This window comes from Pantoea sp. E956-1 (genome assembly GCF_982223955.1).
In genome coordinates this window covers 139,060-152,180 of record NZ_CEUYZP010000011.1, presented here as the reverse complement: position 1 = coordinate 152,180, position 13,121 = coordinate 139,060, and the positions used below count along the sequence as shown (strand labels likewise).

The following is a 13,121-nucleotide window of genomic DNA, read 5'->3' as shown; positions in this document are numbered from 1 at the left end:
GTGAACCTTCGCCTCTACGCATCATTAGGTTATCACGTTGAACGCACTGAAGAACGAAACGGTGGCTTAGCAATCCACATGCTTAAGCGCGTGCCCTAGCAGCTGTCCTATGCGATCAGACGACTCGCGTGTCTGGAACCGCAGCCTCCAGACCCCGATGCATAACCCGGATGTAATGTTCAATCCGGGTTATGCAGATTACCAGCAAGTACTGTGCATTGCCCGGACGTGAACGGGGCACGCCCGCTTCTCGCTCATAGCAGCCATTCAAATCCGAAATAATCCTGTAGATTTTCCATTCCACATAAATCACAGCATGTCTCAGCGCGTCATGACCGCGCTGGAAGAAATAACCCCCCGCGTTGCGCAGTATTCCATTGATGAGATGTTCCTGGACCTGACTGGCATTGATTTCTGCGAAGACTTTGAACATTTTGGCCGGCGCCTGCGCGTTCACGTGCTGGAAACGACGGGCCTTACTGTCGGCGTTGGGATGGGGCCGACAAAAACTCTGGCCAAATCGGCGCAGTGGGCCAGCAAAGAGTGGCCACAGTTCCGCGGTGTATTGGCGCTGACGCCGGGTAATCCTAAGCGCACCGCAACCCTGCTGGCAAACCAGCCCGTGGAGGAAATCTGGGGCGTTGGCCGGCGCATCGGTAAGCGACTTAATCTGATGGGTATTGAAAACGCCCTGCAGCTGTCGCGCGCTCACCCTGCCCTTATCCGTAAAAACTTCAGCGTCGTGCTGGAGCGTACTGTCCGGGAACTTAACGGAGAGTCCTGTATCCCCCTTGAAGAGTTTGTACCTGCTAAACAGCAGATTGTCTGCAGCCGGTCCTTTGGCGAGAGAATTACGGCGAAAGTGCTGATGCAGGAGGCGCTGTGTCAGTACGCAACCCGGGCTGCGGAGAAGCTCAGAAAGGAACGGCAATTCTGCCGGCGCATCAGCGTCTTTATCCGCACCTCACCGCATGCGCAGGGTGAGATATTTTATGGTAACAGCGCCGGTGAGAGTCTCACAATTCCTACCCAGGACACACGGGACGTGATTGAAGTTGCCATGCGATCTCTTGATCGCATCTGGCTTGAAGGGCGACGTTACATGAAGGCCGGGATAATGCTCGACGACTTTACGCCTAACGGCGTCAGTCAGCTGAATCTGTTCGATGAGAATAAGCCACGTGCCAACAGTGCGCAGCTGATGAAGGTTCTTGACGGGATCAATCAGTCCGGGCTGGGCAGTGTGTGGTTTGCCGGTCAGGGCGTGAATACGGAATGGAAAATGAAGCGGGACATGCTTTCACCGGCATGGACCACGCGCTGGAGTGACATACCGGTGGCGCGCGTGATGTAAATGGGGCCTGCGGGGCACAGCATACTTTACGTCTGCCTGATGCCCTGCATTCTCAGGAAAACTGCTGCCAAAACTCATCAACAATGATCAGGGGTTTACCCGGGCGCTTTCCGCGGAAGTACCGTCCGCGCGGAACCCTGTCCTTACGCGAAAGCTGATGAAGCCAGTCATCAAAGGCCGGACGGCGCCTGCGGACGGTCCCCTTAAACATACTGGCTGACTGCGTAACAGTTTTGAATACAATCCCCGGGCTGCACATCTGCGTCAGCAGTTCCTGCATTCCCATTAATACCTCTGCGTTATTTATTCATTGATCTGGATTTTTTTTCTTCCAGCCGCCGTTAGCCAGGAAGGCTGCGCGCGAAACACAGGCGCCCCACAGCAGTTGCATGCAGATTTTGACAAGCTCACTGGCATCATGCATGAAAAAAAGCGGCACGATAAACAATGTGCTCAGCAGAAACCCCCATTCAGCAGCGCTTTTTCTCTCAGGTGCGCTGAGTTTACTGAATCCAAAAAAGCCGGATATAAGTTGTATGATTTTCTTCATGGTAATCCCGACTGTCATATCAAAAAACATCTTAAATAGGATTAAATAACAACTAATATAATATTAATTTAATATTAAAACTGTATTGTTATGATTTAACCTCCTACCTGCGCACCTTTGTCGAGAAGCTGACGCACTGCCATCCTGATAAGTGCAGCGCGAGATAAGCCTTCGTGCAGAGCAAGGTCGTCCAGCTGGGAAATGATGGCGGTATCAAACGTCACAGTAATCTGTTCACGCTGCCCTTTCTTGACCCCCCGCTTTTCAGCCTTTTTTCCATCCGGGGCATCATTGATGAACTTTTCTATATCAGCCTGTTCCGACGGAGTTGCCACAACAGACTTGGGCCTGGCAGTAATAGTCATTACACATCACCTCGATATTGTTTTAATATTACAATAACATTGTATCAATCTTTAAAAACCATTGATATGAGCTTTTCTAGCTCATCCTTTGCTGGCCGCTCGTGGGGTTTGAGTTTAAGCTCAACCACAGATCGACCGCTGCCAGCTGCATTAGCGAATGCTTTACGCAAATGGAGGAGATGGTCCAGCACCGGGATCTCATCCGCATATTCTGACATAGCGGTCACCATCTCCTGGTTGTCTTTACTGCGTGGATTTACGTCAGCCCTGTTAAGAATAGAAAACGCAGGGAAAGGTTCGCGTATGCTCCGGGCTTCCTGCAGCATTTTTACAACGTCTTCCATTGCCCAGGCTTCAAAGCTGCCTGGAACAAATGGCACTAGCGCATAATCCGTAAGAGTGAGCGCTGCCCTCATAGCAGTCGAATCGCGTCCGCCACATTCGATAATGACGTCATCGTAGTTGTCTTTCTGCTGCAGAACCTGCGTTCTTAGTACCGGTCCATCAGGGAAATGAGAGCAGGCGATACCTGGTTGCACATCTGCCTCTGACCGTATAAGAATTGCTGTCTGAGAAGACCCCTGTTTATCACCGTCAACGAGCCAGACTTTCCTACCCTGATGCGCCCGGGCGATCGCTATATTGACTGCAAGCGTGGATTTGCCCACGCCGCCTTTGGTATTAACAATAGTTAAAATCATATCAAAAACACCCCATTTTAATATTAAAAACAGATTGGTCTGGATGCACGTGCTGGCGCAGATTGTAGTTTAAAAAAAATTGTAAAACAATCACATCAACATCATTATAATGTTTTTTTAATATTAAATGGATATTACTTCAAACTCATAATTGTAGTAACTGACGGTTTTATGAAACAGGTGAGGGTAAAGGATCACGGGTGGAAGGACAGGAATTACAGAAAAAACGCAGACTGCCGATAACCTTCCGGACGACGGATGTTACAACCTGAAAAGGGCTTAGCAGCCCTGCAAATTCAACCAGTCAGAAGGAACGGTATGAAAAACTCAGTTATCAAATTTGAGACTCTTTATGAAATAATCCGTGACTATTTCACAGGAGCACTGCCGCATTTCGCTTCTCAGGATGCAGACTGTATCGTTCAGCCTTTTCTTGATAAGGCCATGTCATACACTAAAGTTCGCGGGCCGGCTTTAGATCTGATAAGCCAAGGCTCAAAAATGCATCCCATCGATGAGGTTCTATGCAATGCAACTAAACGTAAGGCATTTTTAGAGGATATCGATGCGAGCCTCAAATGGCTTAGCGCTAATGATTATCTGACATGGAACGGGAGCGGGAATGGTTCGTACCGGGCGACAGAAAAAATGCTTCAGGTCAAAAAATTAGAAATACTTTAACCTATAAAAGGCATCCCAACAGTGGCCGCCTGAGCGGCCTTAGATTGGGCTGAGACGCTTTCAGGGAACAATCCAGAGCCGGTTTCTTCGCCTCATTTCATCCAGAATTTGCCTAATAATTATCGGGCTAGTCTGCAGTTCCCGGGTGGCTATTTCTCTCATTAATGGATCAGCAGAGTTATCCGCATAGTCCTCCTGGCGTCGAATTTCAGCCAGAACTCTGTCCAGAAAATCCCGGAGTTCCTGATCGGTATAATCCCACAGATCACTTTCCTTCATGGCACAGCTCCTCAGTAATGAGTTTGTCTGCAGACAGAGATGTCATCTGATAACGGTGCCGGTAATGTCAGGCAATATCAGTGTACGCGCATCCTCCGGCGTCATGGAGAACCGTACACCGAGCTGGCGCGTCACGTCCAGCGCCATTACCTGCGTGTACCATTCTGTCGACTTCTCATCCTTATGACCCATCATTGCCTGAATAACCTTCTTGGGCACGCCGTGCTGTACCAGGTGCATCGCAAATGAATCCCGAAACGTTTTCGTCGTAATCGGGCGGATGCTAAAGGTGACGCCTTCACGGCTGGCCGCGCTGACGGCCTGCCTTATCCAGGTTCGCACTGTGTCCGGGCTGCCTATATCCCAGATGCGCTCACCTTTTTTCAGCCTCACGGTGGCGAAATACTCACGCAGCCGGCGCACGTAACCGGGATCTGTAAGCGGCACGGCTCGGGGCGGGGTAGACTCTGCCTCACGTAGCGCCGCCTGTTCCTCTTTGGTTGGCCTGCCGCGCCCGCGCTGCTTCTGCCGGTCCCCGTCGCGCCGCTGCTTCAAGGTGTGCAGCACCACAAATGGCGCATCGAGCGCGCGCCCGTCCGGACCGTCCAGCACAAAGTCCTCCGGGGTAAGGGGCCGCACCTCGTTCAGCCGCCCGCCAGTATTCCAGAATGTCTCGATCAACAGCCTTTTTCGCTGGTCACGCTCCGCATCAAGCAGCAGCGCCACCTCCGGTGCCAGAAGGTAGCGGGGCATCGCGGTGCCGTAATGTGCAGCCAGGCTGCGCAGGGCAAACGCGGAAGCGTAATCAAAGTAGCGTGCTGCGTTCCCACCGTTAACACTATGTTCAGAGGTAACGCTGGGTGAATTCTGCGAAAGTTCGCGGGGTAAACCTCTCAATTTTTTATTCTCCGCTGTCTCGGGGCATGGAACGTATTTTCGCGCATCTGTCCAGAAAAACCGACAGCAATAAATCGGTGATAGGGTAAGGCGGGATCGGTCTTTTTCCCGCTATACGGAATATAACCTGGTACACCGGCGCACGCACGCAGCCCATTCTCTGTGATCGGCACGTTTTCAGCACAGCTATCTATCTGACGAGGTTGCATTTTTCCGCCCTCAGTGACAGGAATGGCCGGGGCAGGCGATACCAGGCACTCTATGCTGGATGCCTGGTCACGCATATGGTTGTAAGATGAAGGCCTTCCCGTCTGAAAACAGCTCAGCCATGCGGCAATCGCTGTGACCAAAAGCCAGGTAAAAGGAACAAACCATGTATAACAATCTCTACGCTCTGACTGACAGCCTTTTCTGGGTTGATGAACTGTTAAACAATGGATATGCAGATATAGAATTCAGTGAGTTGTTGAATGAGTTAAATGAATACAACAAAAAAATAGACCTGCTCATAAGCCAAGCTACTAATGCTTTACAACCCTCCCGACTCAATGTTTATATGGCCGGAGATAAAAACATTGCTAACTACCGAAGCGGAATTTTCTCAATGGACCGGGTCATCCTGGATGACATCCTATATTCACTGACTCTGCGACACAGGGTTAACTTAACGGAAAACGTCATTGACAAATTTGTCGAGACTGACAGCGATGAAAGGTCAGACAAACTAAGAAAAGAGATAGCTTCATTTATAAGCTTTGCGAAGGAAAACTTTCTCCTCATACAGGGAGAATTTATTGTTTTCACAAGAAGTGAATCGGTAATTAAAGAATCCGAAAGGGCTAACGGAATATTAACTGATAATGCTGAGTCGAAATTCATCTATCGCTATCTTCCGGCCGAAATAGCCCGACTTTATGAAAAGAAATTATCTGTACAAAATATCGGGAGATTAGGGCGCAGCAACAGGATTCAATTATTGGACAAAAGAGCTTTAGCAAATGAAATCATGATTAAAATCGAGGGCTGCAGAAGCAATTATACTAATGGCTATATGTATCAGCACGCCGGAAAAGTCACTGATAATGGTGATGGCATAGTGCTCTCGGATATTGTGATGGGTGCCCACCGAGATAAAAAAAGCTACGAAAGGTGGGTGCAAGGTGCAAAAAACCGCACCGTTCTCTTTCATTACAGGAATCTTATAGCTGATCTTGAGCAGGCTCATGCAGGAAGGGCGTCCCTTGGTACCTACTGTCCTCTTCAGGGGGAAGTTCTTCGTAAGCTGGATCCGAAAGATGAAGTTCAGAGAGTCAAACTTTCCGTAGATGTGCCGTTTCTGGAGGGACTAACTCCCGGTGAACTTTTCAGCATCAGAACCGAGTTCGAGTCGAGCTTTAACGCATTCCGGGCGGTGTTACGTGACACTGCTTTTGATATGGAAGCAGAGAGTGACCCTTACCGGAGGCAGCTGATAAACAGACGGTTTACAGAGAGAGTCTGGGATGAAGGACTGAGTGATATTGAGCAAAAAATTGAAGCATATAAGCGTAGAAGTAAGAAAGACCTTTTACTGAATGTCGCACCGGCAGTTATAGGGATCATAGGCGCACCAAGCTGGGTAACAATGACAACCGGGGCTATATCGCTACTGAAGGGGCTGTATGATAGCCACAGCCATTCTGCCGAAATTCAGAGTCATCCTTCATATTTCCTGCTAATGACGTCAAAAACGAAAGATAAAAATCATTAAAATCGAGCTTAAAATTATGATGATACAGTTCTGGCTTAAGCAATTTAACAAAAAGAAGCACGATAGTGACCGGATCACATTAAATTTCAATGTGGCAATTCACTATGATTTTTATGATGTAAGAATGACCACCGGAAAAAACGAAGAACACCTATACATGTTCAAGAGTTTCTCCGGGGGCCGAGTTCAGGCATTAAAGTATGACGGCTCTGCCTTTTCAATCATGACAGAATTAAAGCCAGAAGATTTAAATCAGCAATATTTTTCTGTAAGACATTACTATAAAGCAAATGAGTTTATTTATAACAACTTAAAAGAATTAACACTTAAAAACACATTTCATAAGATTACAGCATTATCTGGTAACTTCCGTCGTTCCTATGCTCAGTACAGGTTTAACAAACGGACACTTTTAATGAAGGATCGGCTGGAAATTCTGAGTGTTGTACTTGATGAATATTTTATCGAAGACAAACCACATGGAATTAGCTCTATATCAGTAATGAATAAAATTTATACTTCAAAGTGGCTTTTTCATCCTGAAAGCACAAACTCTCACAACAGGATAAGGTTTTACCTTAATTCTCTTGTTGCAAGTGGCGATCTGAAAATAGATGGCACGGGTAATTATCTCGCTCAGCCTAAGGCTCTTGAAACACTTGAAAAGTACCGACATGAAAATGACAGGGAACAACGGGACAGCAAGATCAAGAACTGGACACTTTTCTGGAGCATCCTGGCAGTCATTTTTACAGTATTCAGCGCATGGGGAACACTCGTACAGGCTGGCATTCTCCCTAAGTGGACACTCTGATCCACATCCAGGCACTCTACTCTCAATACCTGGTAAGAGAAGAAATACCTTCAACGACAAAACACCGACCATCGGCGTCTCATCGTAATGATGGTAGAATGTTCGGAACAACCTGAAAGAGAAGAATAATGAACGCTCTGACCATTTCACTTGTTGCTATCATGATCCCCGGCGTCATCATGGCATTGATTTATGATACCTACACGCAGCACAAACCCTGGGATTCCTTTCGCTACATACTAATGTCAATTGTTTTTGGAATAACAACCTATCTGGTGATGCAGGGGCTTATTTCGGGATATCAGATCTTCCATGGAATAAAAGATACCAAGTCTATCGATTGGTATCTTCTTTCAGTATGGTCTGTGGCGAACGGTGAAGAAAAAATAAAATTAAATCCGTTAGAAATATTATGGGGCGGATTGCTTTCTGTTCCGCTTGGACTCTTTTGGGTTTTTATCTCAACCCGAAGATTGTTACATGAATTTTTGCTAAGGAAGGGCATATCCAATAAGTATGGCGATGATAACGCCTATATCCGTTCTCTGGAGATTCTTCATAAAAACGGCGGGAGTTGCTATGCACTCCTTCATGAAGATAATCTTCTGCTCCATGGAACGATATTTCTTTATAATGAAAGTGACAAAACTCAGGAGCTCGGCCTAGAAAATGTGACGGTTTTGCATGCCGAGACGGGAAAACAGCTCTGGATGACAAATTTTATGTATCTGTCTAAGGAGTACGGCAAGATGGTAATTTTCGAAAACTACATAGAGGTGCCTAAAAATGTCGAAAGATCAGGATCAGAAGGCGCAGCCGAAGAATAATGTTTTTCATGCAGTCGCAATGGATGGTCTTCAGGTAGCAAGAGAGGGCTATCAAAAATCTACCTCTGGTAATCAGTTAATGACAGAAGGCGTGCAGCGGGGTCAACGTCATCACGTTACGGGTCTTCAGCCGAGGGAATACGGGCAGCAGACGGCGCCATCGGCTTCTCCGCAGCGGACGTTTGCCCCGGCAAACGGGCCTAAAGTTCCTCCCAGGAAGCCATAATCAGTACTGGTTGACTTGCTTTAAAAATATCTCAGGAGGCCTTTAATAAAGCCTCCTGCGGATAAGTAAAATTATGACTGATGCTTACTGAAAAGCATGCTTAAACCCTTCCTCGGCTTATAACTAATTTTTACCTTTATCTTTATCTTTATCTTTATAAGGTAAACAGTCGCGTTCATTCCAAAAGGTCAGAGTGCGCTTTTCCGTGAGTTGTTTTTTCAATGACTCAATGAGATCAAACATACTCTGCTCATCCGTTACCAGAGAAATATCCTGTATATACTGAAATGCATCGGTTCTCATCTTACTCAGTGCATTTCTTTTATTCAGCGCACCCTGTATAGTTGAAAAAGCAAAACGATACTTCCACTCTTCAGACTGCATCCGTGATATGAGATCATTATATTCATGGGTGACATCTTCCCATTCTAGCCGTTTATCCAGAGCTTTATCAAAATGAGCAGGTGCAACTCGACTTGGTTTTTTTCCAGCAAGGATTGGCATGCCTGCTTTTAAATAAGCCTTTGCAATAAATTCTGAGCAAAAAGATGCATGACTCACGCTTTTTAAAAAAAACCTTTTATTATAGCTTTGTTGCCAAAAAAAAAGAGCTGCTGTGATTAAACCATCCCGTTCCGATTCGCTGAGTCCTTTAAGGCGAATTACACTCCAGTTATCTTTGATACTCTTTAACTGATCCAGTAAAAATGTTAGGTGAACTCCGCCATCCGCCGTTGAATGGATCAACGTCCCATCGCCAAGGTGCAATTCCACATGACTTGAACGTGCTTTAGGGTAGACAGCTTTCTGTGCGGAGACCAGTGTCATTGACGCACTACTGCGGCCTGTAACAAGGAATATATCGCCAGCCATTATCGTCATGCTAAATTCCTTACATACCTGATTGGTTTATTTCTCGGGCAATATTCCCGCTAAGGCTGGTTATTAACGGCCTTAGCGGGATGACGATTCCCGTATTTTATAGAAAGATTATGGTACAGGATTTAAAGTGCGGTTATACATGGAAGCATCAATCGATACCTTCATGTGATTAACGAATTCTTTAATGTCCTTCATCGCCTTAAGTAAGATTTCTTTATTCAGTGGGACGTGGTTGCCGTCCTTATCCACGCCGTTACGGTGAACAATGTCATGCCGGACTTTGGCGATTAGGATCACCGACGGCATGTTATTTCTGACGTCCACCGGCGTCTTCTCGCCAAGTATCGCGCTGTATACAGGCACGGTTTTTTCAATATTATGATACAGGTAATCGGAGAGCGTTTTTAATACGACCTTTTTAACGACAGCGCTGTCTGAATAAACCTCCATCAACGACAGCTTGATGATTTTTAATTCAGTTACGCTTGTAATGGCATTTTTCAGATAATAGTCATCACTGAGCACCACGCTTTTAATCATGTCACCGAGGCAGGTTTCCATCAGCGTGACGGAATAGGAATAGGTCATTTTCAGTAGTGACTCAGACGGTGAATCCGATAGATCATCTTCCAGAGCGGACATCTGATTGAAGAACGATGCGTGGGCCAGATCGTCCTGGGTTAATCGCGCCAGTTCTTGCTCGAAATTCTCTTGCTCCCAGTCAGGTTCCCACGTGAGGCCAGCCAGGTACTCTTGTTTGGCTTCCTCCCATTCTGGATCGCCCTCCACCACGCCCCAATCGACGTGATCGCGAAGCCATTCATTCATCGCTTCTTCTTCTTCAGCCTCTTCAAGCAGCCGCTTAGTAAAACTCATTTCGATTCCTCCTTTTGATTTGCTTGAGATCCCGTAGATGTCCCGGCATCTGCATCCGGCGCTGAAAAATGGCCGAACAGCGCAACAGTCCACGTTTCCTGAACCAGCGCGGCGAGTTCCCGGCACTCCTTCAATATCGGCCTGAAGGTTTCTTCATCAACGGTGAAATGTTTTATCTCTGTTCCTGTACTCGTATTGACAATTTTATGTCCGTTTGCGTGAGTAAACTCAGTTTCATTACCGTTACCCCATCCTACGAAAATCGTACCATGGATGTACTGATTACGGGTTTCAGTGAGCTTTATCATTCTCCGGTTTATGTCCTTGAGGGATTGTTCCACCTCCGTGGTGATCCATTTAGAATCCATAAACATGGAGCGGAATACTTTCAGCAGCGGTGCGGCTGAATATTCAGCCATCGCCGCTTGCATAATGTTCTGATCCTGAAGCCCGGATTGTGTTGCCAGCATAGTAATACCCATGCGCATGTTCAGGCAGATGATTTCAAACTCTACGGCAAACTCGCCCATCAAGCTGTAAAGCGCGGCTTTCTGTGAACGGTAATCATTGTCGCTTATTGCTCGGGTCATGACTGTTATCCTTTATCTGAAGTGTGTTCCTGTTAGGTATTATGACTTTGTTTATCGGCTGAAGACCTTTTGGGTTTAATCCTATGACCCGATTATGCAGGTAGGGAATTCCAAGAGATTTGCATACGATTTTCTCCTGTGCCCTTCATTCACATCCAGCGCTGGTTTAGATCGGATTCAGAGATGCCATTACCTTCTCACAAGGCTCTCTTCGCTCAATGCCTAGTACCGCCGGGAAAAGCAATGTCCGGCGGGAACAGGAGGAAGGGCGTCGTCGAGGCGCTTGAAGATCTTATCAATAGCCGATGAGGTATCCCTCACAAATTTCTGGTCTACGATAAAGGGATGTCCCAGCGTTCCGAGTCCATTCGTGTTTTTCAGAAAATATTCATCCACAATGCTCATGTTATGGATACCAATATGCCTGACCTGAAAGGCAATACCTACCAGATCAATATCTTGCTGAATGGAGGTAAAATCTATCCCCGTTTTATTCAGTTCATTTATAACAAGACCAAACTTCTGGTAAAAGTTATTTTCTTTTTTGGAAGATGTAGATATTTATCAAAAAGCGTTTTGAAGAAATACTCAAGCTCTGAACAGTGAGATATTATGCATATCTGATATAAACGGTTGTAGTCCACGTCCCACATATTACGATATGCATACATGTTAGTTATATGAGCGGGCCATCCAAGGGCTTGTCTGCCGTTTTCATTGAAAGAAAAATTCTTATCGATATCCTCACTTCTAAAAGCCAGCATAAAAATTAAATTATTGAACCCCCTTACCTTAATCGCAACACTACTGACGAAAGGATTATTAAAATCACTTGCTTGCATTTTATTTTCTTTAAAAATTGAATATAGACTTTGGAAAATAACATCCTGAAGGAATTTTTTCAGATAATTCAGTCATAGATATCAGTGTTTATTTTCAGAAGCATAAGCGCCTCATCCATAGGTTTCTTTTGAAATGTCGCTTTCTGCATAAACTGAATGAACGAATCGGCCTCAAAACGGTTAAAGCCATTGTCCAGCCCATCAATAAGTCCTGCCAGCTGGGACTGGGTCAGCCGAGCCAGGAAGGCACGCATCCTGATTTCAGAAACAGGGCGTGTCCGGTGGCAGTCAGAACACAGCGCGCGAAATGCACTGAGCGGATACTCCCATGGCTCATAGCCCTGACTTATCGTGGTGTAATAACAGTGATGTGCCTCCAAGTAGCCGTTTGCACCACAGTCCTGGCACTCGTGACCGGCCACGTCCTTTACCAGAGAGGCTTTCCGTTTCCATCTCGGATCGCAGAGTTTTGAGGCATAGGTACCGTTGAGCCTGCGGTAGTCATAATTATCGGTAGGATAAAATCCTATGCTCCAGGAATAACCCAGTTCATACCAGAAGCCAAAGGACTCAATCAGATCCTCAAATTCAGTGGTGTCACACCCCGTGTTCACCAGGTTCCATAACCCGCTACCGTCAATCACCATGACCATCAGCGCATCGTCATGCACCTCTTCTTTTCGTTTGTTCCATTCCTTCCGGGTATAAAAATGCGCATCACCTAACATGCCCTCTTTTATAGCCCACTCAGTGAGGGCATGTTTCATCCTTTCCAGATTTCTTAACATTATGCAACCTCACCATATACTCAGTTTTGAGAAGGAAATATATATCCTTCAGTTGAGAGGAATGGAACATTTCCGGCGTGACAGTATAGATTGAACCTCCCTATATTATTATCACTAGTATAAGTACTATCGAGCGAAAGCACACATTGTTTCTGTGAAAACTCTGGCGTTTCGCGGCACATGTCAGCTATTACGTTTGTTATGTTATAAACACACTTAAAAAGGTCGAACCCAGGGTAATAATTTTTTCCCTCATGAATAAGATAACGTCCCTGAGCCAGAAATGAATCCTGCTCTGATATATATTCAAATCCATCGATAAACTCACATATAGACTCAATTTCTTTTAAGCCATCACGTCTTTTTTTCGTGTTTAATACGGCTTTAGCTATCACAGAGACGGGGATAATAATCATTTCTGTATGGCTAAGTGAAAATTCATTCCTGGCATTAAATACTCTGAATTCATCAACATCCCCGACGTGATGGAAATAGTTTCTGATAATCCTCAGAAGCTTGAATTCCGGGTGTTGAGCAATGCTTAAATCAAATTGCATGCGAATGCGATCTTGAAATGAGTGCAGGTTATTAAGGAAGCTGAAAAGCGTATTTATGTCACGTTCCCCCATGTTCCTGAAGTCTGCTAGCTCTTTACTACTATGAAAAAAACGGTCTATGAAGGTGTGTTGTTCCATCACC

Annotated in this window: 15 protein-coding genes and 1 pseudogene; 5 read left to right on the top strand and 11 right to left on the bottom strand. The window is 45.9% G+C overall.

The genetic code is table 11. The features are described from left to right. Window positions 1-310: 310 nt before the first annotated feature. A pseudogene (gene umuC, locus AC0T7J_RS21330) lies at window positions 311-1,354 on the top strand (translesion error-prone DNA polymerase V subunit UmuC); the annotation flags it as partial. Window positions 1,355-1,661: 307 nt separating this feature from the next. Here umuC and AC0T7J_RS21325 read toward each other — a convergent pair. The 3 genes from AC0T7J_RS21325 to AC0T7J_RS21315 form a co-directional block, all read right to left on the bottom strand. Then, window positions 1,662-1,904: a hypothetical protein gene (locus AC0T7J_RS21325; protein ID WP_473796773.1), complete on the bottom strand. Its 243-nt coding sequence runs from the start codon at window positions 1,902-1,904 to the stop codon at window positions 1,662-1,664. 95 nt (window positions 1,905-1,999) lie between these two features. Further along, on the bottom strand, window positions 2,000-2,269 hold the full coding sequence (locus AC0T7J_RS21320; RefSeq protein ID WP_473796770.1) for a ribbon-helix-helix domain-containing protein: 270 nt from the start codon (window positions 2,267-2,269) through the stop codon (window positions 2,000-2,002). A 44-nt stretch (window positions 2,270-2,313) separates the two neighbouring features. Continuing rightward, entirely contained in the window at window positions 2,314-2,970 is a 657-nt protein-coding gene (locus tag AC0T7J_RS21315; RefSeq protein ID WP_473796767.1) for an AAA family ATPase, read from the bottom strand. A gap of 258 nt (window positions 2,971-3,228) precedes the next feature. On the opposite strand from AC0T7J_RS21315, the gene AC0T7J_RS21310 reads away from it, so the two are divergent. Further along, window positions 3,229-3,651: a hypothetical protein gene (locus AC0T7J_RS21310; RefSeq protein ID WP_473796764.1), complete on the top strand. Its 423-nt coding sequence runs from the start codon at window positions 3,229-3,231 to the stop codon at window positions 3,649-3,651. 60 nt (window positions 3,652-3,711) lie between these two features. Here AC0T7J_RS21310 and AC0T7J_RS21305 read toward each other — a convergent pair whose 3' ends face one another. Beyond that, the gene (locus AC0T7J_RS21305) at window positions 3,712-3,930 is read right to left on the bottom strand and encodes a hypothetical protein (protein ID WP_473796761.1); all 219 of its coding nucleotides are present in this window, start codon (window positions 3,928-3,930) and stop codon (window positions 3,712-3,714) included. A 42-nt stretch (window positions 3,931-3,972) separates the two neighbouring features. Further along, on the bottom strand, window positions 3,973-4,827 hold the full coding sequence (locus tag AC0T7J_RS21300; RefSeq protein ID WP_473796758.1) for a tyrosine-type recombinase/integrase: 855 nt from the start codon (window positions 4,825-4,827) through the stop codon (window positions 3,973-3,975). A 373-nt stretch (window positions 4,828-5,200) separates the two neighbouring features. On the opposite strand from AC0T7J_RS21300, the gene AC0T7J_RS21295 reads away from it, so the two are divergent. From AC0T7J_RS21295 to AC0T7J_RS21285, 3 genes are all read left to right on the top strand, one after another. Continuing rightward, complete coding sequence (locus AC0T7J_RS21295) at window positions 5,201-6,577, top strand: hypothetical protein (protein WP_172607947.1); 1,377 nt, start codon at window positions 5,201-5,203, stop codon at window positions 6,575-6,577. 16 nt (window positions 6,578-6,593) lie between these two features. Next, on the top strand, window positions 6,594-7,391 hold the full coding sequence (locus AC0T7J_RS21290; protein WP_473796755.1) for a hypothetical protein: 798 nt from the start codon (window positions 6,594-6,596) through the stop codon (window positions 7,389-7,391). A 128-nt stretch (window positions 7,392-7,519) separates the two neighbouring features. Continuing rightward, window positions 7,520-8,218, top strand: coding sequence for a hypothetical protein (locus AC0T7J_RS21285; RefSeq protein WP_473796752.1), 699 nt, complete (start codon window positions 7,520-7,522; stop codon window positions 8,216-8,218). A 349-nt stretch (window positions 8,219-8,567) separates the two neighbouring features. On the opposite strand, the gene AC0T7J_RS21280 is transcribed toward AC0T7J_RS21285, so the two are convergent. From AC0T7J_RS21280 to AC0T7J_RS21255, 6 genes are all read right to left on the bottom strand, one after another. Next, complete coding sequence (locus tag AC0T7J_RS21280; RefSeq protein ID WP_473796750.1) at window positions 8,568-9,326, bottom strand: YiiX/YebB-like N1pC/P60 family cysteine hydrolase; 759 nt, start codon at window positions 9,324-9,326, stop codon at window positions 8,568-8,570. 108 nt (window positions 9,327-9,434) lie between these two features. Beyond that, window positions 9,435-10,202 (bottom strand): hypothetical protein, encoded by a 768-nt coding sequence (locus tag AC0T7J_RS21275; protein ID WP_473796747.1) that lies wholly within the window; start codon window positions 10,200-10,202, stop codon window positions 9,435-9,437. Then, on the bottom strand, window positions 10,199-10,792 hold the full coding sequence (locus AC0T7J_RS21270) for a hypothetical protein (protein ID WP_422431967.1): 594 nt from the start codon (window positions 10,790-10,792) through the stop codon (window positions 10,199-10,201). Before AC0T7J_RS21270 ends, AC0T7J_RS21275 begins: the two co-directional genes overlap by 4 nt. Before the next feature lie 503 nt (window positions 10,793-11,295). Then, window positions 11,296-11,634: a hypothetical protein gene (locus AC0T7J_RS21265; protein WP_473796745.1), complete on the bottom strand. Its 339-nt coding sequence runs from the start codon at window positions 11,632-11,634 to the stop codon at window positions 11,296-11,298. A gap of 68 nt (window positions 11,635-11,702) precedes the next feature. Further along, window positions 11,703-12,422: a hypothetical protein gene (locus AC0T7J_RS21260; protein ID WP_172607954.1), complete on the bottom strand. Its 720-nt coding sequence runs from the start codon at window positions 12,420-12,422 to the stop codon at window positions 11,703-11,705. Window positions 12,423-12,442: 20 nt separating this feature from the next. Next, window positions 12,443-13,117: a hypothetical protein gene (locus AC0T7J_RS21255; protein ID WP_473796742.1), complete on the bottom strand. Its 675-nt coding sequence runs from the start codon at window positions 13,115-13,117 to the stop codon at window positions 12,443-12,445. Window positions 13,118-13,121: the final 4 nt, after the last annotated feature.